Source organism: Pseudoalteromonas sp. ABE4_541, from assembly GCF_056312285.1.
In genome coordinates this window covers 24,733-51,253 of record NZ_JBSVEM010000017.1, presented here as the reverse complement: position 1 = coordinate 51,253, position 26,521 = coordinate 24,733, and the positions used below count along the sequence as shown (strand labels likewise).

At 41.8% G+C, this 26,521-nt stretch carries 21 protein-coding genes; 2 read left to right on the top strand and 19 right to left on the bottom strand.

The features are described 5' to 3' along the window. The first annotated feature begins 102 nt into the window (after positions 1-102). Both ACW689_RS15900 and ACW689_RS15895 read left to right on the top strand, forming a co-directional pair. Positions 103-1,074, top strand: a complete 972-nt coding sequence (locus ACW689_RS15900) for a transposase (protein WP_476292930.1) — start codon at positions 103-105, stop codon at positions 1,072-1,074. Between the two features lie 628 nt (positions 1,075-1,702). Next, the gene (locus ACW689_RS15895) at positions 1,703-2,194 is read left to right on the top strand and encodes a hypothetical protein (protein ID WP_476292929.1); all 492 of its coding nucleotides are present in this window, start codon (positions 1,703-1,705) and stop codon (positions 2,192-2,194) included. Between the two features lie 112 nt (positions 2,195-2,306). On the opposite strand, the gene rsgA is transcribed toward ACW689_RS15895, so the two are convergent. From rsgA to ACW689_RS15800, 19 genes are all read right to left on the bottom strand, one after another. Further along, entirely contained in the window at positions 2,307-3,347 is a 1,041-nt protein-coding gene (gene rsgA / locus ACW689_RS15890; protein ID WP_476292928.1) for a ribosome small subunit-dependent GTPase A, read from the bottom strand. 392 nt (positions 3,348-3,739) lie between these two features. After that, on the bottom strand, positions 3,740-4,249 hold the full coding sequence (locus tag ACW689_RS15885; protein ID WP_476292927.1) for a GNAT family N-acetyltransferase: 510 nt from the start codon (positions 4,247-4,249) through the stop codon (positions 3,740-3,742). 3 nt (positions 4,250-4,252) lie between these two features. Continuing rightward, a complete protein-coding gene (locus ACW689_RS15880) occupies positions 4,253-5,425 on the bottom strand; it encodes a MerR family transcriptional regulator (RefSeq protein ID WP_476292926.1) in 1,173 nt (390 codons plus the stop codon). A gap of 544 nt (positions 5,426-5,969) precedes the next feature. Continuing rightward, complete coding sequence (locus ACW689_RS15875; protein ID WP_476292925.1) at positions 5,970-7,088, bottom strand: alpha/beta hydrolase; 1,119 nt, start codon at positions 7,086-7,088, stop codon at positions 5,970-5,972. A 199-nt stretch (positions 7,089-7,287) separates the two neighbouring features. Next, a complete protein-coding gene (locus tag ACW689_RS15870; protein ID WP_476292924.1) occupies positions 7,288-7,827 on the bottom strand; it encodes a hypothetical protein in 540 nt (179 codons plus the stop codon). Positions 7,828-7,928: 101 nt separating this feature from the next. Further along, positions 7,929-8,921 (bottom strand): AraC family transcriptional regulator, encoded by a 993-nt coding sequence (locus ACW689_RS15865; RefSeq protein WP_476292923.1) that lies wholly within the window; start codon positions 8,919-8,921, stop codon positions 7,929-7,931. Next, the gene (locus ACW689_RS15860) at positions 8,918-9,703 is read right to left on the bottom strand and encodes an SDR family NAD(P)-dependent oxidoreductase (protein ID WP_476292922.1); all 786 of its coding nucleotides are present in this window, start codon (positions 9,701-9,703) and stop codon (positions 8,918-8,920) included. Before ACW689_RS15860 ends, ACW689_RS15865 begins: the two co-directional genes overlap by 4 nt. A 250-nt stretch (positions 9,704-9,953) precedes the next feature. Next, a complete protein-coding gene (locus tag ACW689_RS15855; protein WP_476292921.1) occupies positions 9,954-10,571 on the bottom strand; it encodes an acyl carrier protein phosphodiesterase in 618 nt (205 codons plus the stop codon). A 323-nt stretch (positions 10,572-10,894) separates the two neighbouring features. Further along, positions 10,895-11,632, bottom strand: coding sequence for a LytR/AlgR family response regulator transcription factor (locus tag ACW689_RS15850; protein WP_476292920.1), 738 nt, complete (start codon positions 11,630-11,632; stop codon positions 10,895-10,897). Between the two features lie 2 nt (positions 11,633-11,634). Next, a complete protein-coding gene (locus ACW689_RS15845) occupies positions 11,635-12,660 on the bottom strand; it encodes a sensor histidine kinase (RefSeq protein ID WP_476292919.1) in 1,026 nt (341 codons plus the stop codon). A gap of 78 nt (positions 12,661-12,738) precedes the next feature. Beyond that, the gene (locus tag ACW689_RS15840) at positions 12,739-13,461 is read right to left on the bottom strand and encodes a hypothetical protein (RefSeq protein ID WP_476292918.1); all 723 of its coding nucleotides are present in this window, start codon (positions 13,459-13,461) and stop codon (positions 12,739-12,741) included. A gap of 290 nt (positions 13,462-13,751) precedes the next feature. After that, complete coding sequence (locus ACW689_RS15835; RefSeq protein WP_476292917.1) at positions 13,752-15,503, bottom strand: FAD-binding oxidoreductase; 1,752 nt, start codon at positions 15,501-15,503, stop codon at positions 13,752-13,754. Between the two features lie 14 nt (positions 15,504-15,517). Beyond that, the gene (locus ACW689_RS15830) at positions 15,518-17,275 is read right to left on the bottom strand and encodes an alpha-keto acid decarboxylase family protein (RefSeq protein ID WP_476292916.1); all 1,758 of its coding nucleotides are present in this window, start codon (positions 17,273-17,275) and stop codon (positions 15,518-15,520) included. Further along, positions 17,262-19,118, bottom strand: a complete 1,857-nt coding sequence (locus ACW689_RS15825) for a flavin monoamine oxidase family protein (protein WP_476292915.1) — start codon at positions 19,116-19,118, stop codon at positions 17,262-17,264. Before ACW689_RS15825 ends, ACW689_RS15830 begins: the two co-directional genes overlap by 14 nt. Before the next feature lie 397 nt (positions 19,119-19,515). After that, complete coding sequence (locus tag ACW689_RS15820) at positions 19,516-21,945, bottom strand: ABC transporter permease (protein WP_476292914.1); 2,430 nt, start codon at positions 21,943-21,945, stop codon at positions 19,516-19,518. Position 21,946: 1 nt separating this feature from the next. Continuing rightward, complete coding sequence (locus tag ACW689_RS15815) at positions 21,947-22,696, bottom strand: ABC transporter ATP-binding protein (RefSeq protein ID WP_476292913.1); 750 nt, start codon at positions 22,694-22,696, stop codon at positions 21,947-21,949. A gap of 26 nt (positions 22,697-22,722) precedes the next feature. Beyond that, the gene (locus tag ACW689_RS15810) at positions 22,723-23,979 is read right to left on the bottom strand and encodes an efflux RND transporter periplasmic adaptor subunit (RefSeq protein WP_476292912.1); all 1,257 of its coding nucleotides are present in this window, start codon (positions 23,977-23,979) and stop codon (positions 22,723-22,725) included. Positions 23,980-24,048: 69 nt separating this feature from the next. Then, positions 24,049-25,263: an aminotransferase class V-fold PLP-dependent enzyme gene (locus ACW689_RS15805; RefSeq protein WP_476292911.1), complete on the bottom strand. Its 1,215-nt coding sequence runs from the start codon at positions 25,261-25,263 to the stop codon at positions 24,049-24,051. Then, on the bottom strand, positions 25,257-26,513 hold the full coding sequence (locus ACW689_RS15800) for a phenylacetate--CoA ligase family protein (protein WP_476292910.1): 1,257 nt from the start codon (positions 26,511-26,513) through the stop codon (positions 25,257-25,259). Before ACW689_RS15800 ends, ACW689_RS15805 begins: the two co-directional genes overlap by 7 nt. Positions 26,514-26,521 lie beyond the last annotated feature (8 nt).

Sequence of the window (26,521 nt, the reverse complement as noted above, 5' to 3'; positions counted from 1 at the left end):
CACCCACTAAATTAAATCACTGACACCCACCACAAATTTGTGCAAACCCAAGGCATCGTCTACCATTTAGTTCTGCACTCAAAGGATTGAGGAAAGCAAACTATGGCAACAGCTCGCAAAAGACAAATCAGTTTAACCGATACCAAATACTACCACTGTGTCTCCCGTTGTGTAAGGCGTGCGTTTCTCTGCGGTGAAGATAAATTTACTGGAAAATCATACGAACATCGCCGCGATTGGGTTGAAAAAAAGCTCCTGATGTTGGGGTCTGTGTTTTGTATCGATGTCTGTGCTTATGCTGTGATGAGCAATCATACTCACATTGTTTTATATGTTGACGATAAAAAAGCTAAACGTCTGTCGGATAAAGCGATTGTGTTGCGATGGCATAAATTGTTTAAAGGTAATTGGCTTAGCCATAAACTTATTGGTGGTGAGCCACTCAGTCAATCAGAGCAGTTGATACTTGATGTGCATATTGCCAAGTACAGAGAAAGACTGGCTGACATTAGCTGGTTTATGCGAGTGCTCAACGAAGACATCGCCCGCCGAGCAAATAAAGAAGATAATTGTACTGGCCGATTTTGGGAAGGGCGGTTTAAATCTCAAGCCCTACTAGATGAAGCGGCGCTGGCTGCTTGTTTGGTATATGTAGACTTAAACCCGATTAGAGCCAAAATCGCCGCAACGCCTGAAACCTCAGACTACACCAGCATCAAGAAGCGTATTGACCACGCAAAGCTAGGAAAACAATCAAAGAGCCTACTACGCTTTGCTGGCAGCCCTCGAAAACAGATGCCAAAAGGACTGCCTTTTGAGCTCAAATCCTATATTGAATTGATTGAATTAACAGGCAAAATCATTCGTGCCGATAAATGCGGTTACATCAACGAAGCGCAACCCATTCTCACTCGGCTAAATATAGAGCCAGAAAACTGGATAAAACTCACCACGCAATTTTCCCGGGTATTTCACGGTGCTGTTGGCCGAGAGCGAAAATTAACTGCTTACTGCCAAACGCTTCAAAAACGACGACGGACAAATCTAGCAAACTGCGAACGTTTATTAGCTTAGTAAACAGAACAATCTCAACTCTACATTTCTAACTATTTTATTTACTGTGCGTTGTCATGCGCGATAAACCCGTTTTAGTGATGAGAAAGGCTTAAACTCCAAGACTTATCCGTTTATGCGCACTTTTGATCCTAATGATTGGGTGTTTCCACACTTTTTAAAGCTCATTCTCCCAGCATGTATTCAATGGTGGGTGTCTTTGATTTCGTCATTAGCATGTTGTAGTCATAAGGCATCGCTAGATTGGCGCGATCTACACTGTCACTAAACCACGTGGACTTATCCTTTGTATGTGGATTGCTCGACTTGTCGGCCAGTTACACATTTTAATGCCAATATATGTCAGTTTAGATTTTATCTAAATTTTCTCAGCTTACCTATTGTTTTATCTAAGCTATTAGAGTTATGCTTTAGTATATTGTCTGAGCGTTTGCATTTAGTTTTTGGCTTTTATGATTCCGTTCTTTACGTCATTAGTAATAGTGCGCTGCTCATTACTTTAAGTGTAGGCCCTGTATAATTAAAGGAAAAACCCACCCCGCAATCATTTACATTTAATCACCCAAAAAACTCTGTGAGTAAGTACATAATCGATTAAAACCTAATAAAAGTATAAGGATAATTAATAATGTTTGGTAAAATATTAGCACACCCGTATTGGGTTGGGATCGGCGTTATAGTAGCCATTATTTTCGGAGTGCTTAATTGGCCTCCCGCCCCAACACCTAGACCACCTGAATTCAGAGTGTTAAATTTAACGTATCACATAGAAAATAAAGGCTTTGAAAGAAAAGAAATAACTCTGAGTAATGCTAGTGAGTGGATTAGCCCAGAAAAAGGAAGCGAAGAGCGGCATGTGAAAGTAATAGTTGATAATGTGGGAAATTATCACGCATTCACTTCTTCAAAACATACAGATTACAAATGGTCAAACCAAGTCACGAAAAATGGTTCTGTATCCTCTTCTAGATGCGGTACCGCATTTGCTGATACTTCTGAAGTACAAATAGAGATTACGCCTGCTGATCGGTCTGTATTTTGTAGCGAGCCCTCAATCAAAAGCAAGCTTTTGGCTGGTTTGAACTCATTTATTTCTTACTTTAATCAGCTGTTATCATAGATAACATATTGAAGTACCAGCTTAATATTAAAAAATGTAAATTCTCTTGAAGTGCGTTTTAGCAGAAAACCGTCTGAATAAAGCCGGATGCAATATCCGGCTTTATTACTCGTTACCTTCCTTTATTTAGTTGTCTTTGTTTTATTGCCTGTTTAACCACTTTACCAAACTGTTTGTCTTTATCTCGTTGCTGTTTCAAGCTGGCGTTGTTATGTGCTTGCTCTTTTAACAACTTTTGATAATTAACAAGACGGCGAGCGTCTAGTTGCCCTTCTTCTAGCGCGTGATGAACAGCACAATTGGGTTCATTTTGGTGATGGCAGTCTTTAAATCGACAGTGCTGTGCAAGCATTTCAATATCTGCAAACGTGGTTTGCAGGCTTTGCTCGCTCCCAGCCAATTGCAGTTCACGCATACCTGGGGTATCCATCACCGCCCCATTTTGCTCGCTAATATACAAACAGCGTGCCGTTGTGGTGTGCTTACCCTTGTCATCATCTTCACGTATAACATTGGTTTGGCTGACTTCTTCTCCTAACAAGCGATTGATTAGCGTTGACTTGCCCACGCCTGACGAGCCCATAAACGACACTGTTTTACCACTACCACACCAAGGCGCGAGTAATTGAGCTGCTTGTGTTTGTAAGCCGTTTAGCGCGACAACCATCAATAATGGGTCTAGCGCTTGTACTTGCGCTACTTTGCTTTGCACGTCACCGCAAAGATCACGCTTGCTCAGTACCACCACAGGCTCAACGTCTGCGTCGTGTGCAAGCGTCAAATATCGCTCTAAACGGTTTAAATTAAAGTCTTGATTTAAAGACATCACAATAAACAGCGTATCAACGTTGGCCGCGATCATTTGCTGCTTTACCTCTGAGCCAGCGCTCTTTCTTGCAAATAAAGATTTTCGCTGCAACAGTCGCACAAATTGCAGTTCTTTATCGAGTAAGATCCAATCTCCTACCACCATATTGGGCAAATTATGATTAATGGCTAAGGCAATACTGTGTGTTTCAAGCTGCACAATATACTCACTGCGATGATGCGCCATAATTCGGCCACACACAGTATGTTCATACTCTTCTAAAGATAGTTGTTGTTGAAAAAATGGTTGCCAACCTAATTGGCGTAATGAATAACTTAGATTCATTGAAATATCCCTTCGTCTGTGTGACGTGCACACAATGGAGGATCAATAGGGATAATGGGACACATTAACCCCGTGTTAAAGCAACACCGGGCAGAATTGACAAATTAAGGTTGAGAAGTTTATTAAAACCTAGCGTTGACTCTCTGCCGGGTGGGTTGGTAATACAATCATCAAATACTCCTACTTTCTATTAGTTCGTTATTAGTTAAATACTACACATTTTGCGACGGACTACAAGCCTCTCTTGAAATAAAAACATTATTTACAATGTATTACAGCTCATATTGCTTGGCTTCATTTAAATCCAACTGCCTTATATTTATCAGCGCCATCTCGTAACACTATTTAAACGTTAAATGACGCTGCCTTTATCTCTACCTGCCGCTCAACATTTAGCTGTCGAGAAACGCCCTGTGATAACTCACTTCACCACTGGGCATATGGTTCGTTAACGACAGCGCGAGGAAATACTCAGGCGGAACATTTGGAAATGTCAGGTTTGACTGTGACTCAAAACCAAATCGACCATAATATTCAGGCTCACCGAGCAATACGACCCCCTCAATACCTTGTGTTTTTAGTTGTGATAGCGCTTCGCGGATCAGTGCGCTACCAACCCCTTCTCCTTGACGCTCGGGTTTGACTGATAACGGGCCTAACCCATACCAAGCAGTCTCCTCACCATTTACACAAATCGGTGAAAATGCAATATGACCAATAATGCCCGTTTGGTCTTCAAACACCAACGATAGCAATAGTGCTTTTGCGTCACGCAGTTTATTTACTATCCAATGTTCCGCCGGTTTAGCGCCCGATTCATGATGTGGGTGGTTCTCAAACGCTCGATAAATCAGAATTTCAATTTCTCTGGTGTCTGAAGGGTTTTCAGTTCTAATACTCATTGTTTAACCTATCTTTTTCAGTACAAATACTTGATAGCCATATTGACCTAAGTATTGCTCGTGCATGTGAACTTCTTGACGCAAGTCATTGAGTGCACTGGTAGTAAAATGTTTATCTTCGAGCAGCTTTATCTTTTGCTTTAATGGCTCTAGATAGTTGCACCATGACTGCTCACTTTGCGTAAAACTATTTATGACTTCATAGCCTGCTTCCATCATTGTTTGAATTCTCTGCTCGATCGTCGTCATATCAGGATAGTTTTGTTGCCAAAACTCGATGACTTTGGCATCGGGGTTTTTGCTCAACCAAACTAAGTCGCTGATCACCAAGTAACCATTGCGTTTAAGAAACGGTTGCCAACTAGTCAGTGCATTCATGACGCCCATAATATAAGCACTGCCTTGTGACCAAAGCACATCAAACTGCTTTTGCTCAAATGGCATTGCCGTCATACTCGCGCAAATCGATACAACTTGATGCTCAAGCCCGCTTTCTTTCACCTTCACTTTTAGGCAGCTTAAGTTATATTCATCATTATCGAGTGCAGTCACACTAAAAGCAGAGTGCTTTGCCAAACAAAGCGTGGTAGTGCCTTTTCCACAACCAATCTCAAGTACATTGCCCAACTTAAATGGTAAGACGCTTAGCGCTTTGAGGGTGTCCCCCTCATCTGCAGGTCCCAAGTACTCTAAATCTTGAAAGATCGCTTCAAATTCAGCCATGTATTGCTCATGTTCATTCATCTCTTTTGATAACCATTTAAGCCGCAGAGCCTGTTTTTCACTAAAGCCCTGTTTTATTAACCAATCTAAGTGTGCCGTTGGCGCTTCCTGCTCCATTGCCTGATGCCAGTCTCTCATCGAATCCATACCAAGCATGGAACAAAGAAGCGCCCTTGCTGTTTGTTTTCGCGCAATTTCTTCGTCTAACACCTCCAGCCTATGCACAAGCAACGCTCTGTCAATTTGCGCCTCCAAACAAGCTTGGCACTCTTTTAAAGTAAGCCCTGCAGCCTGTAATTGCTGCAACAGTTTTAGTCGCTGAACATCTTTTTCTGAATAGTAGCGATAGCCATTTGTTTGCCGTTTAGCGCAAATAAGTTTGAGCTTTTCGTAATAAAGTATGGTTGAACGACTCAACCCCACCTTTTGTGCCAACTCAGAAATACGGTACATGCGCTTTCCTCTCATTCATGAGCAAACTATAAACTGTGAAGCTTTAGACAGGTCAATATCTATTGTGGCAGAAACTTACAAATAGTCTTGTTGTCGATGTGATTTTGAATGTTTGGTAGGGGGCTAATATTAGTTTAGATGTTTATGAAATTGGTGTTATTTACGTGTCTTGCATGGGTGGCTTGCAAAGAAAGTTATTTAACCTCAGCTGCGGATAAGAGTTTTGATAGCTTAGAAGAGAGACATTGCAACCCCTTCAATATCCAATGACGATATTTTGTTCAATATCAAGGCATTTTCGTGAAGTAATAGCGAGCTATTACAAATGAAAATAACGAAGAGAGTGAGCGAAATAGCTTTATTGGGCAAGCTCTCTTATGTGCAGCTGAGGTTATTTAATAACATGCTGAAAAACCAATGGTCAGCGTTCAGGCATACTAAAAATGTCAGTACATTGAACCTACAATAACGAACAGCCACCTAGTTAAACACAAGATGCCTAAGCACCTCTGACTGAGGCGCACTTTTTAGGCGTCAACGTTTGTTACTCGTTACTTTTATCTGTCAGTGTTTTAAGTGCTGATTGCAGCAAACCAAGATATTGGTCATTTTGTTCCTCAGCTATTTTTACCGCCTTTTTCATGTATGAAATAGCACTGGACATATCGCCTTTTAATGCGAGCGCATCTGCTTTTGATTTATAAGCCCATTGCGATTGAGGAAACATCTTAAAATGCACATCACTGGCAACTAAAGCTTTGTCTATATCCTTTAACTCATTAATAATATGCTGTGTTGGCTGGCCAATTTCCCACTCTTTTCCCTGTACGTTTGTGCCATATTGATTGTTGAGCTTCTGGTAATGAGAAATAAATACCTGTGGATTTTTAACGACATCGTCGAATGCGAGTAACCAGTGGGAAAATTGCGCACGAAATGCGCTAATTTGTGATATCAAAGGTGTCGTCATATGATCTTCATTGGGAAATTCTTGATAAATGGCAAGAGGATAAGCCACTGAAAGCTTGTTTTTATAATGCTCATAAGCGGCTCTTTGTTTGCCCTGCTCGTTCGCAATGCTGACATACACAAAAGGCATTTTTATATTTGGCTTTGCATCCATTTGGCTAATTAGCGTTTCATTATCCCACCACATAGATGGACTAAACATGTAGTATGCATCAAATAAGTTAGGCTCTGACTGTAAAATATAAGCGGCCAATAACCCCCCTAATGAATGTCCTGCAATCATGTTGAAGCCAGATACTCTATAGCTGTTGTTTATTTGGGGCATGAGCTCAGACTTTAAAAACTGCACATAAAGGTCTGCTTTTCCTGATTCACGCCCATTATGCTCCACCAATGTTGGCGTGAAAAACTTATATCGATTCACATTGGATATAGCCACTACAATGATTTCAGGCATAACATCGGTTGAATTGAGAAAAGCGGCGTTAGCAACAGTATGACTTGCATGCTGGGGGCCGTCTAAAACATAAATCACAGGATATTTTGTTTGATTTACTTCATTGTAAGAGCTTGGTTTATAAATTTTAACTTCTATCTGCTCGCCAAGCGCTTTTGATTTAATGTTTAAAACTGACTCCAATGCACTTGAAGCAAAAGACATGATAAATAAAAAAATAATGATAAAATTTTTCACAAAACCCTCTTGTAATCGCTTAACAGCTTACCGCTTTATTATTGTTATTAAAAAGTAGCTATCATAATTCCATCAATAACACTGTTTTTAAACAGATTATTGAGCTCGCTATAAAAACTCCTAACCCAATACTGCAAAAACCACTCTATTTTTTAAAACTTCCAGACTTTTTAAAGAGTACGTAGTGCTATTTTCATGGCTACTTTTTATTCTTTCGTTTTAGCTCTTCTAATCGTTCTCGCTCTGCAAGTATTGCCTTAATCATCAAAACCCGTGTTTCTCCCTCTTTTTGTTTGAGCTCATTTAGCTGCTTTTCCAACCCCTCAATCTCATCAATTTTTGAATAATCACGATACTTTTTACTACCATGGTGTTCAACGGTTACGCCGTCTTCAGCAGGCTGTTGCTCTGGTTGTGGCTCAATTTTCAAAAAACGCTGCTCTTGAGACTGCATTAACTTGTTGATACGTGCTTGTAGCTTTTTAATTTGTGCTTGAAGAAGATCCATGACCTTTTCTAGGTTTTCATACTCCTCTTTAAATACGGCATTGTCTTCTTTGTACTTTGCGGCTTCTTCGTCGAGTTCTTTAGAAAGCATAAACTGCGGCAGCTTCTTGTCGTCAGGCTCGCTCTCACCCTGAGCGCGAAGATGCAGCTTAGCCAAATTATCAGACTTTCGAGACTGAGCTAATATCGAAACGCTCACAAACAAGTTGTTTTGATGTATTTGAATATTCATGTTCAATCCTTGAAATACCAGTATCCAAGCTATTTATCGGTTTGATCATGAGAAACTGAATGGCTAAATAAAATAAAGTCGTGTTTTTAAGGCTGTAAAAGTTAAACGGTGCTTCTCTTTTGAGCAGGCGTGCTCCCCGTCCACCCATTGTAAGCACGAATAAACGAATTAGATTCTTGGAACCCCAGTAGGAAGGAGATCTCTATGATTGGTAAATCGGTTTGTGTTAGGTAGTGCTCCGCCAGTTGTTCACGTACCTGTTGTAATACCAGCTGGTAGCTCTGCTGTTCAGCCGTCAGTTTTCGCTGTAATGAACGTTTGCTCATTGCCAGTTGACCTGCTACATACTCAATACTACTTTGTCCTTGTGGCAAAGATTTAAGCAAAATAGCTGCCACTCTATCAGTCAGAGTTTCATCGTTAAAGAGCACTTGAAGTTGGCTTTGCAGTTCTCCTTCAAAGAAACTCAACATACTTTGATTACTCGTTATAAAAGGCATTTTTGCGTCATCAGCAGTAAAGCGGATCTTGCCTTTATCACCGCATGTCAGCTTACAGCCAAAGTAATCTTCATACGCTTGCCGGTTTTTTGGAAGCTCAGGCACAACCACTTCAATAGGCTCTATGTGATTTCTAGTTGCCAGCCGAGTAAGCTGAGTAAAAAAGACCAACTCAGCAAGGATAAAACATTTTGGTAAAGCATCTTCATAACCATAGCAGTCAATTTCAGCTGTGGTGCCAGATTCTGATATCTCAAGGTCAAGCAACATAGGACCAATGAGTGGCTTGTATTGCGCTAACCGACTAAACGCAGCGTTGAGATTAGGACTACAGATAGCCGCAAAAATCGGCACATCAAATGATTCCAACCGCATTACCTTTGCTAGTTTAAGTGGAATTTCAGTATCTCCAGAGGCTGCTTCAATTCCTTGCCAAAGCGCAAAATATTGACTAGGTGTTAAGTAAACTTTCTGTTGCTTAAATAGCGCACTGGGTAATTCCGCGTAGGCAAGTGCCGTACTCAGGTCAATACCTAAGTCATGCAACAGTACTTGCCAGTTGGATGGAATCAGAAATTTATTTGCTCTGTTCATTTATCACTTTTTTCCATAAATTGGCGAGATATTTTCAGCACCAACTTTCTTGGTAGCAAAGGTATAACCCAATTTAACATAAACGACAGCGATGCCTCGTTGAATACTACCAATTCCCCATTTTGCATCGCTTTATAACCACACTGTGCAACAGATTGTGCAGATTTGGCGTTTTTCCAAGCATCTACACCTTGTAAATCGCCAGCTTCAATAAAACCTGTCGCCACAGTGCCTGGGCACAGCGCGGTAACAGTCACGTTATGTGCTTTGACTTCTTCAGCAACTGCTTGGCTAAACGAGGTCACGTAAGCTTTTGTCGCATAGTAAACGGCTTGCAAAGGTCCTGGTATAAATGAAGCCGTTGATGAAACATTGAGAATCTTACCCCGATTGCGTTCCACCATACCCGGTAAGTAATAATGGGTTAAATTGGTTAGGGTTACCATATTCAGTTGCATCATGGCTTGATCATCAACCAAATTTCGCTCATGGAATTTACCGTGTCCACCAAAACCTGCATTGTTTATCAACACATCTATGATCAACCCCTTTGATTGTGTGTAGTCAAATACCTGCTGCGCCGAATCAGGCTGAGTTAGATCCATAACAACAACATCAGCTCTTACAGCATAATCTGTTTCAAGTTCTTGTTTTAATGCATTGAGCTTATATTCTGAGCGTGCCACAAGTACTACGTTTCCGCCTTGTTGTGCATGAGTTCTTGCAAGCTCTAACCCGATACCATTTGATGCGCCCGTAATTAATGCCGTATTGGCCATCATATTCTCCTATTGACTGTATGTTTAAAAAAGATATGTACAGTTTAATCCAGCATATAACGCCAAGAGCAATCGGATCATGACAACACACATTCCAATCACGCCAATCCATCGTCTTAGATGTAATTGCACTATGGCGTCATCAAAAGGGGCGTTCATCAAAAGACTGGCACTTTAAAACGAAAGGTTTAGACGAACTCCATAACTTCTAAGTTAGATGGCCTGCCCCACTGGCACCACCAGCAAGCAGCTTTTAATCGTGGTGTCTAACAATCCTTCTTACCTTGCTGCCCTCAATCGCATTTTGATTTACATGATCAATTAATTGTGGAAAGAACTCTAAAAAAAGCACTTCTAATTCGTTGTAGTGACACTGAATATCTTCAATTGCGCCATAAAAATGATTAGGAAAACGGATACGCTTTGCAATATTGTCAAGAGCTACGCCTATGCCAGTTATCGTTTCATACTCTTTAAACCAATCATTTTGGGTCATATTACTGATAACTTTTTGCATTCTACTAGGCATATCAGCAAGACGTTGATTCAAAAGTTGATAACTGTTTTGCTTAAAGTCAGCTAATGGTTCGTGATTAAACTGCGCCCAATGTTGAATTAGAAAGTGATCAAATACGACATCAATGGCAATACTTGCGAATCGTTTACGTTGCTGAGAAAAATACCGCTTAGCGTCTTTAATTGCCGCATGGTTATCTGTAAATTTATCGACTAAATAATGATTATCCAATGCCTTTTTCACTGTGATTGGCAAATTTTTTACCTGCCTTGTTCCACCAAAATCGCCAAGCAGATTTCCAAAATGAGAATCTGCATTGGGCTGTGCTAAGTACAGGTGTGCTAAATAATTCAAAGTGGCTACCGTTAAATTTGATGGGACTCTGACCAAATCCTGAGTTCATCTACAATACTCTACACGGTAAGTAAGGTTGTATCTAAGTAAACTCATCATTTTTTCCGGATGGTTGCGCTGCGCGCCTTGTTCCGGCCTACGTCAAAGGATGGGATGGGTTGGTTAAGCTGATGGCCTCAAGATTCACGCCTTGACGGCCTGTTTGGCAATTAGCTGACGTGATCCACTGAATTTAGTTATGTCACCAGCGGTGATGAGCAAAGAGATGATTACCGATCATGCCATCGGTATGTCATGAAACAAGTGACTTGACCTCTTTGTTTTTAGAGAGATTGAAGTGACGCTATAACTTGTTTTTTAAAACGGCGACTAACTCTTAAAGTATCACCCGATCGCATATAAGCCAAAGCATCACCAAAACTCGCGTTTTCCAGACGCTCCATCATCAACATGTTAATAGCAAACGAACGATGGATCTGTACCACACCATGAATCGATAACTTAGAAATAAATGCTTTTAAAGTGCTTCGTGTCAGCAGTTCTTGGTCATGCAACTTTACACATACAAAATCACCTACAGCTTGAAAGTAGATTATATCCTTTATCAATATCAGTTGAAGCCCTTGATCTGTATTGACTTTAATACTTGGCATCTGGTTATTTGATAATAGTGACTTTGTAATCGTGCTACACAACCTCTGTTCACTTAACCGTGCCTTTAATCGATTAATAACATCTTCAAAACGAGTATCATCAATAGGCTTCAGTAAATAATCAAAAACATGATTTTCAAAAGCTTGTAATGCATATTGCTGGTATGCAGTGACCAAAACAACAATGGGTTTTCTGCCTCGCCATTTTTCAAATAATGTAAACCCATTTGCCCTTGGCATTTGTACATCCAAAAAAATAACATCAATTTCAGAAGCACAATTCTTAGGCACTTGATCTATAGAATAGAAATGCTGAGTTATAGTGAACTCATTATAAGGCCTGAGCGCAATTTCAATACCTTTGTGGGCGGCAACTTCATCGTCTATTACCCAACACGTGTAAGCCACAACTATTCTCCTTTCTCGAGTGGGAGCACTAGTTTAACGATAAAAAACCCAGTCTTTTGATAAACACTCAGGCTAGCATCATTTTCATACATAATTTGAAGTCTCTGCTGCACATTCTTTAAACCTGATCGTGTACCAACAGTAACCTCAGCCCCATAATTATCAGGATTACTTACACATATGTTTAAATGAGTATCGGTTTTTGAAATACGAAGCGTAATTTGTCTTTTTTGCTTTGCGTGCCAAGTAAACTTGAGCGCATTTTCTATCAGAGGCTGTAAGATCAAAGAAGGTAACAAATAGAAATTACAATCCTCATTAATTGCTTTTATATAGTCAATTTCATGCGCATACCGCTGTTGTTCTATCGTGATCAAGTCTTCTAATATCGATAGTTCTTGTTCAACGGTCACCTTTCGATCCGCACTGCTTTCCAATGTAACACGTAATAAACGACTTAACTTTTGTATCATATTATGAGCGCCCGTATTGTCATTTTCTAAAACGGCCACATCAATACTATTAAGCACGTTAAACAAAAAGTGTGGGTTAAGCTGGTATCGCAAACTTTGCAATTGCGCCTCTTTAGCTAGGGTTTGAAACTTCAGTACCGCTTTTTGCTGCCGCAGTTTCTGTACATAGATAGAGATACCAAAATACAACCCAAACCAAGCGCAAAATAACAATACTGAATACGAAGCACCGCTAAAAAACACAGCCCCTTCACCGTTTAACAACTCATAGATAGAATTTCTATGGTGTGCTACTCGGGTAATATTGTGCCAAAGTACCGCACAAAGAAAAGTAGCTAATATAACTCCACACACTTTAGTACTGTTTACGAAACGACGACTTAACCACTTATGCAAACCAGCTAAAAACAAAGTTAAAATATATCCAAATACGGCCCCCAATAAGCTGCCGAACCAATGGTTTTCTCCATAAATAACGTGACTTAGGTGCTCAATGCTTCCATAAACAGTCCACGTGATTGCGTTCAAAACTAATAATTGTTTGTTAAGTAACAAGTTGGGATCCCGTGTTTTAGAAGTTGCTACTAATATATTATGTTTAGCGCTTTGTGCATCAAGTAAAATTACACATACTTAATAGCTAACCTCTGGAATATATCTGGCAATGCTGATGTCATATTTTTCAACGCCCTGATAAACCTCTTCGGGCAATAAGCGTAAAGGGTCAATTTTCCCTTTTTGTTGTAGCATTTTATAAAATTCAACTATCGAATCGCAATGAAATACCATGTACATCGTAGGTAAGTTTCGTCCATATTGTTTGGAGTATACAGAAAACCGTAATGCACTTTCCTGCTTACTAAGCTGTTTAATCCAATTAACTATTGTTTGACGTACTGGTTTTCTATGAAGCTGCAACTCCATCCAAATAAGATGACTACTTGGGTTTTCTTTTGAAATGTCAAAGTCAAATGATAAGTCTTTCAGGTACCTTACCAAGAAAAAGTCCTGATTTGTGATGGTCTGTTTGTATACTTCATTGTTTGTCGACAAAAAGCCTTTTGGAAACTTTTTTTCTACTTGTTGCCATTGAGCACCATCTGAACTTTCGTAGTCATGACTTTCTTTCGCACTAAATGCAACATGTCGGCCATTGTCGAATTCGTAAAAAAGCCAACTTCCTTGATAGTTCACTTTATCAGCCTGCTGCTTGAATTCGACCAATGCTTTTTCATGTACTTGTGTAAGGTGAGGAGCAATATAATCATCTGCAACCACATAATATTGACGTGGTGAGAGTGCATGAACATCAAGGGCCAGCAAACTCAAAAATAACGAATAATAAACACGTGTCATAATTTTTTACCTAGTTATGATTAATGGGCATAACAAACATAAATGAGCGCGTTTAATTTTAAAATAAGTGATACGTTAAGTGGCTTTATCAATCAGTTAAGAGGCACAAAATCCAACCTCCTTTTATGAGCGTGGAAAATTCATTGCACCACTCTAAGTATGTCGATCTTTGGGTCAGGTTTTGTCTTTTTCCTTACCCTACCTCACCTGTATAGTTATTCGTGACCAGAACAACTGTCAGACTCGCGACCGCTCGACAACCAATCTGACAGTTCAAACAACTAGGACTTTTAAATAATCGTTTTACGCGTTCTTAAGCGGTTGAAGTTAATGTAAACCCCCTTTCCACCACCGCAGTCTAACGGAGCTTCAAAGCCTGAGTATTTCTCTTTTATTTTGATCAATTTCTCATAACTTTCCTGAAAGTAAGTTTTGGTTGGAATGGAGGCATCTTTGAAACTGATAAATGCGCCATAGGCACCGTCAATAGAGGTGTCACGACTGACTTCAATCCAGTCGAGCGCTCTATTTACAAAGCGGTATACCGGGTTCTCTTGGCCCAACATTTTGCTGTCATCTTGCCCGTCATACTTCAACTCAGTATTCCACCAAGTTTGATATTGAATGGTGTACTGTGCTTTAGAATACGGGAATGCAACTCGACGTAAGGCATCAACACTCGATTCGTCGGCGTAGAATTTGCCGGCAATTGCGCCTAAGGTCACATAACTAAATAAACCCAATGGCGCATTTTCATCAAACAACAAAGACGAGGCTAACGAGCGCAACAACTGCCTCTTTCCCAGCTCAGTGAGACCGCTTTCTCGGACAACTTTTGAGGTAATTTTATGCGGCGCTGGCGCGTCAAAATCTGGCGTAAATGGCGTACCATTGGCATTGGCAACTAAGCCTTGTTTAACACCCGCAACCGGTAAGTTAGCCAGCGTATTTCGCGACCAGTCAGACATCAACGCCGCACTGTAATTGTCTTTGGTATCTTTACCCGTTACCACTATTTTTGATGTTGGAAAGTACTTTTTACCAAACGCAATCAACTCACTTTCAGTGCCCTGCCAATAGCCATACATAGTACTTGGATGTTCTAAGTCCTTTTCACAGGCTACTGATTTATCCGCAATGGCGTTAATTTTAAGGTTAGTACCGACTAGCTGTTCCGTACTTGGGTCATTAATGGCATTTTCCCATTGCGTCAGCAAGTCCCATGTTTTCAGATCTGTGGAGTCACCTGTCGGGTTGTTCCAGTGAATTTCAAAACGATGTATTTCTTCAGGTAGTTCAAACGCCTTCACTCTAAATTCAGTAACAATGCCATAGCTTAATGCACCACCACCACGTAGCGCCCAGAGTATGTCACTGCGCTCCGTTTCCGACACATTCACTATAGAGCCATCTTGCAAAATGACCGTGGCTCCCACAAGCGATTCGCAACACATGCCATGTGCTCTCGTCCACGGTCCCCAGCCACCGCCCTGAATGTAACCGGCTAAACCAACCGTTGCACAGGTTCCATGGGGGATGGTCAAAGGCGGGATATTCTTATCTGGTTTAGCAAGCTTAGGAACAAGCTGGTAAAAACGATAACCGGAACCGATATGCGCAATATAGTCATTCCCTTCTTTTTTAATAGAAAAGTCTTTTAGCCCACTTAAATCGAGCAAGACCACATCGGTTCCCGTGCACTCGCCTTCGTGATCGTGACCACCCGAGCGTACGCGAATTGGTAAGTTATGCTTAATTGCTTCTTGGTAAGCATGCATAACATCATCGGTGCTCTTACACATAACAATGACCGATGGAGAAAACTGCAAGCGCGTGTTGAAGATTAAGGCTTTCATTTGATAGTTGTTAAAGCGCTCGATACTGGTATCGCCGCCAGGCAGCAAAGTCAGCAACTGGTCGGCTTTAAACTTGGACTTAAGCGCATCTATGTAGTTTTGCGTTGCTTGCCAGTAATGTGCGATGCGCTTTTGCGCTTCTTCCAGCTGGCACTCTGGAATGGGTTTATTACATTGTTCAGTCATAATCATGTCCTTGTTTACATAGTCTTTTGGCACGTGCAGCCGCTCACCGTAGTACCCGTGATTGCTTCTGCTAAATCTTTTATTGCCGGAGCTAAGTCTTTTTCAGCTATTTTTACTTCAACTAAATAAGGCGATGTTGGGTTTTGCTTAATGGTTGAAAAAACACCGTCCAGGTGGCTGATTTTTTCTACATTCCTGTAATTGACGCCATACGCTTGTGCCAATGGCTCATAGTTCCAGTGATGAAGTTTATCGAACGGCGCAAATTCAGCCGCAGAGGTAAAGGCGCAGATATCGACAAACGATTGCTCTATGGCATATACCTGATTGTTCATCACAAACACCACGGTATTGCGGTTATAGCGTTTAATGGAAGAGAGGGATTGGCACATCATCATAAAGCCCCCATCACCGGCAACCACTACGCTACGTGCATCATCGGCAAGGCCGGTGCCCAACGAGCAGCCGGTTTCATGGCCCAAAGAGCCCCAAGCCGCATCACTCACAAAGCGGTTTTTTTCTAAGCCAGTTAAACGAGCAGCCATATACAAGGACGAACTTTCGCCTAATACCAGGTTATAATTGCGAACCGTTTCACAGGTTTGTAATTGCTTTTGATACACGCGGAAAAATTTGTCGTAGGTTATTTTTGCCTTGTTATCTGCATCCTTGTTATCGACATCCTCGGTGAAGTAAAGATTGCGGATGGTTGGCAGCTGGCTATTTAGTTCCGGCTGGTGACAGTGAATATAACGGGTCAATTCATCAATAAACTGTGCCAGATTGATGCCGCTAAATTGCTCACTTTTGCCCACCCGAGCGACATTCATATTGACTCTGATCAGGTCATTGCCTTGTTTTTTTAACATGGTGAGATAGTCATCAGTGAAAATCGCCCCCAGTGCCAAAATACAATCGCAACCACTCACAAAATCAAACGTATCCTTCCAGGACGCTTCGCCTGCGTAAGTGCCGACAAAGAGCTCTTGGCCAACACCTTGGGCTTCACTAATGACCGATTTTGCCAGCGTCGTTGTGGTGTAGGGGATGTTGAGTTTGCTTAAAAGCGTAACGACCTGCTCCTGCAAACCGAGCCTCGCCAGCTCAATACCCAGCAGCACAACTGGGCTATTTGCGGCTTTGAGTCGGCTTATTACTTTGTCTAACAGTGACGTCATCATAGCAGGATTAGCACCCAGAGATGGAATAACTAAATCACCTTCAGGCTTAGGGCATTCTGCTCCCCATACGTTTTGCCACGCTTCTAAATAGATGGGTCTTTTCTCACTCATTGCCAATTGCAGGGCATTATCGATAATAGCGGGGGCTGATTGCGCGTCAGCCAGTATCTCGCTGGCAACTGTCACATTTTCAAATACCTTTTTATCGGCACTGTAATCTCCGGTTGAGTGATGAAACAGTACACCTGTTTCTTCAATGTCTACACGATTCTCTGCCGAAGGGCTCGCGGAAATAACAACAACCGGATTACGTTCTACATAAGCGCCCGCAATGGCGTTTAACACACTGAATGTGCCCACGCCATATTGCACAGACACCGCACCAATGCCTTTGTATCTGGCATAGCCTTCCGCCGCATATCCAGCCCCCAATTCAGTCACATCTCCAACCGCGTCAATACCATCAAAGTTATCCAACGTAGTCATAAACTCTTGAACATAATCACCTGGTACTTGGAATACTTTTTCGAGCCCAAACTGCTTGAGGCGACGAAGCAAGTGATATGCAACGGTGTAATTATTGGTATTCATGATTGATCCCCCTGTAAGCAAATTCAGTGACCTCGTCAAGCGTTTTGGGATCGGCATTGGGTTGTTCATTTTGAGCCGTACTTACATTGCAGCCATTAGTGCAACCCACAGGGAGGTAGTTGTGATGAGTTTTCAGCCATTCCTTGTATTGTGCCTCGTCTTTGGTTAACCATTGCGGTGTAGACAAATCAAAAAACTGCGCCAATGTCGATTCCGCGGTATTAAGCGCGCCTTCAACCCAGCCCTGCTCATAAGAATACGCTTCACCAATAATGTAAATTTCTTCATTTTCAACAGGGTGACGCATCCTGCACATTATTTCATCTAAGCGGTAATTTGCTTTCCATTCATGCCAGCCGCCACCATACGGATCGTCGCCCCATTCTTGGTAAATAGCAGAGTAAGGCATGGGCAATGCTTTTTGATTATGTAAAGCTTCGATTTGACGGTGCGCCGCTTCAACCATACCTGTTGTGATCTGATACTGATTTTTAGGCACAATTTCATCAGCGCTATACCCTTCACTGCCATATGCAGGCACAAAACCTTGGTAGTGCTCGCCCTTTTCTAGCCCTTTCCAGTATGGGATAGTGCCAATATCATTGTATGAAGCCATTAATAAAGAATTAGTATTTGGCTGACCATAGGTTTTTTGTGATTTACATACTTGCTCGCCTTGCTCATTTACCTCAAACTCCACACATTCTTGTTGGTCACATTCTGTGCCCATATAGTAAGTTTGGCGAATAGGTAAATCGGTCACTGAACGACCAGCCACCAACCCTAGGCTGCGCCACCAAGGCTGCTCGTACGCCATAAACATTTTGATCGCTTTTTGGATCAAGACCGACGGGATGTTTTCTTTTAACCAGGGGTTTTCAAAAAACTCTGACTCAATGAGTTCAAGGGAGCGTCTTGGCATCGCAAGGATGAGCTGTTTTGCTTTGACACGTTGAGTTGACTCACTTGAATCGACCACCTGACCACTGTCAGTTTCCATCATGGGTTGAAAAATAAGCTCGTAGCGATAGTCACACCCTTTATGAATTTCTATCTTAACCAAACGTTTAAGCATATGAACGCAGCCGTTGGCTGCTTCAAACTCTTCGCATAACTTAAGTGGCAATGCCTGAAAACCTTTTTTCAGGGTTTTAAACACCGTATCATCGCTGTACTCTGTTGCAGGCAGCTGTGTGACCGCGCTTGCATTGGCCACGTTGGCATCGTAACCCCCCGCTTCTTTCATAAACAGGTAGGCTTCGTTGCTTAGCACATGCTCAAGCAGGTTCCAAAAGCCGAATTTCCATATTTCTTTACCAAATACTTTTACTTTCATCTGCTCAGATAAAGACATGTCAGCAAAGCCCGGGCAAATTAAGTTCATGACTTTAACTTGCAAGTCTTCCGGGCCATAGCCGCGCTCAGTTTCTTCTAAGTTATAGGGAATTTTGTCTGGACACTCGGCAAAATCACGGTATCTGAAGTACTGTCCGCGCAGGTAAAATAAATTGTTTTCGCTGCCAGCCTCAACAGAGCTTGTTTTGTCAGAAGGGTATAACGGCAATTTAGAGCCCATGGGGAAATCTTTGGTTTCTAACTTCAACTCATCTACCAAAGTGCTCACCATAATGTGATCCTCTGGGATAAAGCGCATCCCGCCAAGCTCTGCAACAACGTTCGGTAATCCCGGTAATGTACGGCTGTATAGTCGACCTCCTATTCGGTTACTATACTCAAACAGTTCTATTTTCTTCGTGTTTCCGTACTTTTCTTGTAGACGCCAAGCACTATACACACCTGACACTCCACCACCCACAATGGCAATATCTATTTCGCTGTTCATTCTATATGCTCCTTTACGCTTTTGCTCTAAAAGCATATTTCAGGGCCTGAGTTTTATCTATTACACCAAGTTACAAAGAATTACAGCACATTACGTCGATGTGGTGAGCTCTGCTAGCAGTTAAAGTAACAGGGTTCATGTGGGTGATAGGCGGTCTTTTGAAGATATACGGCGACTTAGGTGGGTATCTAGCACATGTGTACATGTGTAAACGACAAAGTGTTAGATACCCATTCTTATAACGTAAAACAGTAGTTTGTGATGCAGCATGTTCTATTTAATATTTGCAGCGCGCCTTGTAAATATGAAAACTAACAAACTGCACAACTTCCTTAGTTACACTCCCACAAACTACTTTGCTATTATGCTTACCTCGTTTTACTCGCTACACACAAAATTACTCATAGCGTAACGCATCGATAGGTTGCTTTTTCAAGCTAGCCATCAGAGGGGTAATAATCGCGACAACAACAATGGCTGCGATCATTATTGGCATGAGTGAGAGCACGGCGACCCCTGATACGGTTTCTGTTATGTGAAACTCATCAACAGTGTTGAGCAACGCAAGCCCTGCTGGAATACCTAAAACCAAACCAACCAATAGCTGTCCCATCCCCCTTTTGGTGTAATGAGAAACAACCTTTCGATCGTCTGCACCAAGCGCCCGTCGGACGCCAATCTCTTGTGTACGTTGTACGATCGTATTCGCCATCACACCATAAATACCACTAAATGCCACCACCATAGAGACAATCGCAAAGCACATAAAAACACTGCCCATGAAGTTTCTATATGCGAAGACGCGTTCCTTTAAACGAGTAATAGATCGGAATCTAACTGGCGCCAGATCGGGGTCGACTCGATATGCTGCATCTCTAAAAACTTGTTCCATCTGACTGCTATTTAAGTCTGTTTTGACAATAAATGATCCCCAAATAAATGGGGTCTGCTCATTAGAAACAAAAACATTACCTTTAAATTCGTTGCCCGCACCAAACACGACATTACGTACAACACCCACCACGGTATACCATTGCTCATCATTAATATCATAAGTGGCAAAATCTTCCGTTTTGTTGAGTTTAAATTGTTTACCAATTGCAGAACCTGATTCTACAAATTGCTGAGCAAAACGCTCAGTAACAACGGCTGTCATTGGTGTATTGAGTTTATCTCGAGAATCAAACAAACGCCCTTCGATGAGTTCAATATCCATGCTATTAAAGAAATCATGACCTACATTAATCAATCCTGCTCTTGGATAAACTGGATTTGCGCCATATTCAACACCTTGCATATTGATCCCTGCATAGTAGGCACGATAAATAGGTAATGCATTGGAAAAGGATGCGGAATGTATGCCAGGGTGCGCTTCAAGACTGCGTTTAAGTTCTCTGTTGTAGAGCACTTTTTTTTCAGGAGTGTCGTGTTTTGAACGGCTGAAGCTCATAGTCACCGCATGATAGCCATCAATCGAGGCACCATAATCCATATTACTATCCATAAAAACAGAATACACAGTACCGACGGATGGGAATAACAGTGCACAAGAAAGCATAATTTCAACTATCACGATACCCTTACTTATTCTGCTCGATGACTGGCTTTGTGCACCTCTGGTACCGTCTTTAAGTACCGTGTTAAAGTCCTTACCCGTTGCGCTCAAAGCAGGAACAATACCCATGATCAACGCACTCACAAAGGTCGTCGATAAACCTAATACAGCAATGTCCCAAGTAATATGAAACTTCCACCAAAATGGTGCAAGTGCGCCATAGTAAGAAGCTGCAAGCATTTTCAAACTGACATTAATGAGCCAATTGCCGATAACCAGCGCTAACGCACCGGAGATCAAACAGATGATAATAACTTCAAGCAACATCTGAACCACTAACTTTGCTCTAGGAGCTCCTAAAGCAGTACGTATAGCTGTTTCTTTTCCCTTTTCAATTGTGCGAGATAAGATCAAATTACCTGTATTAATACAAGCCAGTAATAGAATTAAAGCAACACATAATTGCATCGGCCCAATTAATGATTTGTCCAAGGTAAGTGCTTTTTCTTGAAAAGTGATCACCTCGACTTTGTTTTTTCTAAACAGTTTCGGGTAACGCTGCTTGATGTTTTTTACGATTTCACCAATATCTCTATTAGCCTGCTGGTTTGTTACACCAGGCTTCAACACACCATAAACCAGTACATCTTGACCATCCTCGCGCGCAACCCCTTTAGCGGTGCGCTTATTTGGCAAGTACATTTTAAATACGGCTTCAGGAAATTTAAATGACGCTGGCATCACGCCAACAATGGTATGTCGAATGCCATTCACTTGGATCTTTTGCCCCACGGCATCTTCATTACCCGCATATACGCTGCGCCAAAACCCTTCACTCAGTACCGTGACAGGTTCAGCCCCGGGTTTGTAGTCATCCTCAATCAAGGTCCTGCCCAGCATCGCCTCACCGTCTGATAACTCAAAGAAAACTGGCGTAACCTCGAGTATACGCTCTCTCCTAAAACGGTCAGTCGTTTTAATATTACGGATCCCAAAAGCGTAATGATCCAATACTTCGAACGAATTTTGGCTCTGTCGTATATCCTCCAAGTCGTGAACTTTGATCGAATCCCAGATCCCATCCGTCTTTAGAAAACGTAACCTTTCTCCCTGTTTAAAATCAATTGGTGTCCACAAAGTGCTATTGAGAAAGCCGAACATAAAAATAAATAATGAAAGGCCTAGCGTCATGACAGATATAGTCAAAGCACTATATTTAGGGTTAAGTCGTATTGATCGAAATGCGTAATTGATATCAGCGAAAGTAATCATATCAAGCCTCAACTCCCGCTACCTGCTCATGCCCACTATGAACAGTGCTTGCTTTAACTTGCGGAGAGTTTTTAACATCTGAGACTATCTTACCATCTGAAATTGAAATAACTCGGTCAGTCCTTTTAGCTCCGCGGGGGTCGTGTGTAACCATGCAGATAGTCGCACCATCCATATGTAGCTGATCAAGTAATGCCATCACTTGCTCCGCATTCTTTGAATCAAGGTTACCTGTCGGTTCATCCGCTAAAATTAGCGCGGGGTTACCAACAATTGCTCGTGCTACAGCCACACGCTGCTGCTGTCCACCAGATAGCTGTGCTGGAAAGTGCTTGGCACGATGCGACATATCGACCTTTGACAATGCATTTTCAACCTGCTTCTTACGCTCTTCTTTTGTAAGGTCATCACGATAGGTCAAAGGCAATTCAACATTTTCTTCAACACTTAAATCACTAATGAGGTTAAAAGACTGAAATACAAAGCCTATGTGCCTGTTGCGGATTTGCGCTCGTTGCTGATTATTAAGCGTAGCAATTTCTTGACCATTAAGTTGGTATGACCCTTCTGAGCTCGCGTCTAGCAAGCCTAAAATGGATAACAAGGTTGACTTTCCACACCCAGACGGTCCAGAAATAGAGACATATTCGCCTTTATGAATTTCGAAACTAATATCGCTCAAAGCATGTGTTTCTAACTCTTCAGTCGCAAAAATTTTCTTTATATTTGATAGTTTTATTATTGTATTCATTTTTAATTCCTTGAAATAATCACTGCTTAATTGAGTAATATCGACTTTTTATTTGCAAACTCTTCAATCTCAGAAACAATCAGTACATCGCCCTCATTCGCGCCACTCAAGATTTCAATATCCATACTGGATGACATACCAAACTGCACATTTATTTGATGTGCATACTTGTCTTCTTTGTCTAGCCGGTAGGTGGACATAGTTTGGCTCGCCTGAGAGTAAATCGGTCTTCTTACATACAGCGTGTCCATCTTCTCGCTGATCAAGATTTCCCCATCAACCGACAATTCAGAGCGTACACTGATTGGTAATTCAGAGGTCAGTTCTACATCCACTTGAACAGTACCGTCCACCACTGCAGGGTCAACCCTAATGACACGGCCCTTAATTTTGCTGGTGCGTGTATCTATCATCACGTTCTGCCCAAGTCCTATGTTAAAGGCGTCGAATTCTGGCACTTTCAACTCAGCAATCAGGTCATCTTGTCGGGCAATTTTGGCAATGTTGTCACCAATCGCAACCCGTTCACCTAAATCCAGTGGCAACGCTTGAAGAACCCCAGAAATAGGCGCCTTAACTTGTAAGGATTGAAATTGAAACTCAGCTCTTTCTAATTGTTTTTGCAACAAATTTAACTGTGAATTTTGCGATTCAAATTCAGCTTTAAGTGTTTTCTGTAGCTGATCTTTGCGCAATTCGTTCATTGATATTTTTTTGGCTAGCTGTTCCACTGCGAGTTTGCGAGTCTCGAAATCCAATTTTGAAACCGTCGCGTTCCCCTCTTTAATCAACCTTTGTTCTGCATCCAATCGCATTCTTTCTTGCTCATAGTGCAGCTTGGTATCTAACAATTCTGCTTTTAGCTCAAGCAAACGCGTTTTTCTGCGCTCTTCTAATGCTCGACTTTCAGCTTTGAGTCCTTCTAATTCCCAGGTTAACTCGTTTACTCGCTGCTCTAATTCAAAGTTATTCATTTCCACTAGCAGCTGACCGGCTTCAACTTCTGCACCCGGACGAACTAATATACGGTCAACTTTACCTTCAACGATACTAGCCACCCAGCGGTCATCTCTTGAAGCTAAAACCCCTGGCGCTGCAACGGTCACTGCCATAGGACCACGTTTGATTGTGGCCGTCACTATGCTGCTGCTATCCACTTCGTATTGATTTAATTTAAAAAAAGTACTGTATATTAAGGCACCAACAAAAATGACAGCACCCAAGCCAAACTTGGCATATTTAGTCTTATAAAAAGGTGTCTTTTTCTTTTTTACGACATCCATTTGCGTCTCCTTCGACATAGAACAGAGCAAACGTACTGGCTAGTTAGCAACACCAGCACGCCTCTCGTTTCAATAAAACATGTATTGGCTGACTTCATCCAACGCATCAAAGAAACGAGTTACCTCGTCAGGTGTGTTGTAAATATATGCAGATACACGTAATACTTGGCTACCAGCCTGCTCCGTAACATACGGCTGCGCGCACAAATGACCATTGCGACACATAATGCCGTAGGAATCACTTAATACTCGAGCAATGTCATCTAGGTTTGACGCCGCGGGTATTTTGAAACTCAACACAGCACCACGATCAGCATTAGGATCAGCGCCAATTACCTCGAGGTAATCACGTTTTGATGCGCTTTCCAGTAGAAGTTTGCCCATGTACGAGTCATGCTCTTCTAACAGGTCAAAGCCTATTTTATTTAAGTAATCGATGCTCGCCGCTATCCCGTAGGCTCCTGCAATATGAGGCGTACCAGCTTCCAGTCGGTGTGGGATCTTGCGCAAGCGATAACTCGAACTCTCTACCCAATCAACCATACCACCGCCCAGTAAACTCGGCTTCAGTTGTTCAAGCGCTGTACTGGTGCCATATAACACGCCAAGTCCTGTTGGGCCTGCCATTTTATGTGCAGAGAAAGTCAAAAAGTCGATGTCCAACGCTTTCACATTAATGCGTCGATGAGGTACCGATTGTGCGGCATCCACTACCACTATCGCCCCGGCCTGCTTAGCTGCACTGGCCATTTCAGCCAATGGACAATAGATCCCAGTTACGTTAGAGCTGTGCACAATGGCCACAACTTTTGGCGATAGTTTTAGCAGCTCGGCATAATGGACCATATCAATCATGCCATATGAGTTGGTGCGTACGACCCGAACATCTGCATTTTCCATCCAAGGTAAAAAATTTGAATGGTGTGCATCTGAAAAAACAACGACTAGGTCACTTTTATTCAGACCTAACCCGTTCGCCACTAAGTTGAGACTTTCCGTTGTATTGCGAGTGAATACTATTTCATTTCCAGAGCAGCAAAGTAGTTCAGCGACTTTATATCTAGCTTGCTCATAGCGATTAGAAACGGCTTCTAAGCTAAAATTCTTGCCACGATGCACATTGGATGAAATACCACCATAATATTCATTAATGGCATCAATCATACATTGCGGTTTTAAAGTCGTTGCTGCGTTATCTAGATAGGTGATCGGCATCCCATCTAAAGTTGTTTTTAAACCGGGGAAGTCCCCTCTTATCTGCTGTAAAGCGACATCATTTAGCATTGGTTCATTCCTTTTACTGCTTGAAATTTTCCGGAGCGCTCAGAAGGGATATAATCCACAACTTGGCTACGCACGTTAATGGTATTTGTAAATAGCGCTTTAAATTGCGCGATAATAGGGTCTTCATCACCAACTTGGTAATGGTCGTTAACAACCAGCTTAAACACAAAATCATGCTCTGATACTTGCTCTACTTGATACAAGTCCAACCAAATTGGAGCACCAATTGTCTTATCGACCTGTTTAGGAGATAACAGTTCTCCATTTTCTTGAACGATAAAATGTGTTTCACGACCTTCTAGCGTAACCACCTGACGGTCACTGCCACAACTGCATGGCGCTTCAACTCTCACCATGTCTCCAGTACGGTAACGTAAGTGAGGTACAGCCCCGTTATCTAGGCTAGTAATGCATATTTCAGCTCTTTCACCCACCTTCGCTAATTGGTTTTGGCTATTTACTAACTCAAAGAAAAAGCTATCGTCATTCAAATGAAACTTCCCGTGAGCACATTGCATACCCACCCATCCCATTTCGGAAGAGGATAACAACTCAGTAAAATGTGACCCAGTTGGATAAAATTCTTCAATTTGTCTTCGACTCACCGCAGTCACCGCCGAGTAAGAAGTGATCACTGGTACTTTGGGTGGTGTAAGGCCACGTTTTTTAAACTCTCTAAGCAAAAAAGCAAAGTGGGTTGGGTCGACATAAAATAAGTCTGGCTGATAGCTAAGCACTTCCTCGATTGCTCTATCGATCAAAGTCTGTGAGGTCGTCATTAGATCATGATATACGGGTAATACCAAAGTACCGTCAGGAAGAAGTCTATCCTCCATCATACTATTTGGGTTCGCACATTCTACATCCGAGCAATTTGGCGCTGCATATCGGCATATTTTTCTGCTTGCCTGAAGAAATATGCTTTGCGCTGGGGTAAAGGTGGCCAAACAGCTATTCGCCCTTTGAAGTAAGTTCATGCCAATCTCGAAGGTGATCAACCGCTCACCTGTTGTGCCTGAACTTTGGCTTTTATTTAGCATCGGGTGGTTAAGTGTAAACCCTTCAGCTAAAACGCCTTTCGGAAAGTTTTTCCTATAGTCACGCTTTTGTGTAAATGGGAGTATATTGAAATACGATGACTCAGTAATATCATTACGCGTAATGGCTAAATCACTTAGCAACTTCCCATAAAAAGGCACGTTGTCCATCGCATAGTGAATTTCAGCAATAAATTTCTTAATATTCTTCATTATTATTT

What these genes read in the sequence shown, in the direction of transcription:
- ACW689_RS15900 (WP_476292930.1), top strand. Translation starts at nt 103, where the DNA reads ATGGCAACAGCTCGCAAAAGACAAATCAGTTTAACCGATACCAAATAC.
- ACW689_RS15895 (WP_476292929.1), top strand. Translation starts at nt 1,703, where the DNA reads ATGTTTGGTAAAATATTAGCACACCCGTATTGGGTTGGGATCGGCGTT.
- rsgA (WP_476292928.1), bottom strand. Translation starts at nt 3,347, where the DNA reads ATGAATCTAAGTTATTCATTACGCCAATTAGGTTGGCAACCATTTTTT.
- ACW689_RS15885 (WP_476292927.1), bottom strand. Translation starts at nt 4,249, where the DNA reads ATGAGTATTAGAACTGAAAACCCTTCAGACACCAGAGAAATTGAAATT.
- ACW689_RS15880 (WP_476292926.1), bottom strand. Translation starts at nt 5,425, where the DNA reads ATGTACCGTATTTCTGAGTTGGCACAAAAGGTGGGGTTGAGTCGTTCA.
- ACW689_RS15870 (WP_476292924.1), bottom strand. Translation starts at nt 7,827, where the DNA reads ATGAATATTCAAATACATCAAAACAACTTGTTTGTGAGCGTTTCGATA.
- ACW689_RS15865 (WP_476292923.1), bottom strand. Translation starts at nt 8,921, where the DNA reads ATGAACAGAGCAAATAAATTTCTGATTCCATCCAACTGGCAAGTACTG.
- ACW689_RS15860 (WP_476292922.1), bottom strand. Translation starts at nt 9,703, where the DNA reads ATGATGGCCAATACGGCATTAATTACGGGCGCATCAAATGGTATCGGG.
- ACW689_RS15840 (WP_476292918.1), bottom strand. Translation starts at nt 13,461, where the DNA reads ATGACACGTGTTTATTATTCGTTATTTTTGAGTTTGCTGGCCCTTGAT.
- ACW689_RS15835 (WP_476292917.1), bottom strand. Translation starts at nt 15,503, where the DNA reads ATGACTGAACAATGTAATAAACCCATTCCAGAGTGCCAGCTGGAAGAA.
- ACW689_RS15830 (WP_476292916.1), bottom strand. Translation starts at nt 17,275, where the DNA reads ATGAATACCAATAATTACACCGTTGCATATCACTTGCTTCGTCGCCTC.
- ACW689_RS15825 (WP_476292915.1), bottom strand. Translation starts at nt 19,118, where the DNA reads ATGAACAGCGAAATAGATATTGCCATTGTGGGTGGTGGAGTGTCAGGT.
- ACW689_RS15820 (WP_476292914.1), bottom strand. Translation starts at nt 21,945, where the DNA reads ATGATTACTTTCGCTGATATCAATTACGCATTTCGATCAATACGACTT.
- ACW689_RS15815 (WP_476292913.1), bottom strand. Translation starts at nt 22,696, where the DNA reads ATGAATACAATAATAAAACTATCAAATATAAAGAAAATTTTTGCGACT.
- ACW689_RS15810 (WP_476292912.1), bottom strand. Translation starts at nt 23,979, where the DNA reads ATGGATGTCGTAAAAAAGAAAAAGACACCTTTTTATAAGACTAAATAT.
- ACW689_RS15805 (WP_476292911.1), bottom strand. Translation starts at nt 25,263, where the DNA reads ATGCTAAATGATGTCGCTTTACAGCAGATAAGAGGGGACTTCCCCGGT.
- ACW689_RS15800 (WP_476292910.1), bottom strand. Translation starts at nt 26,513, where the DNA reads ATGAAGAATATTAAGAAATTTATTGCTGAAATTCACTATGCGATGGAC.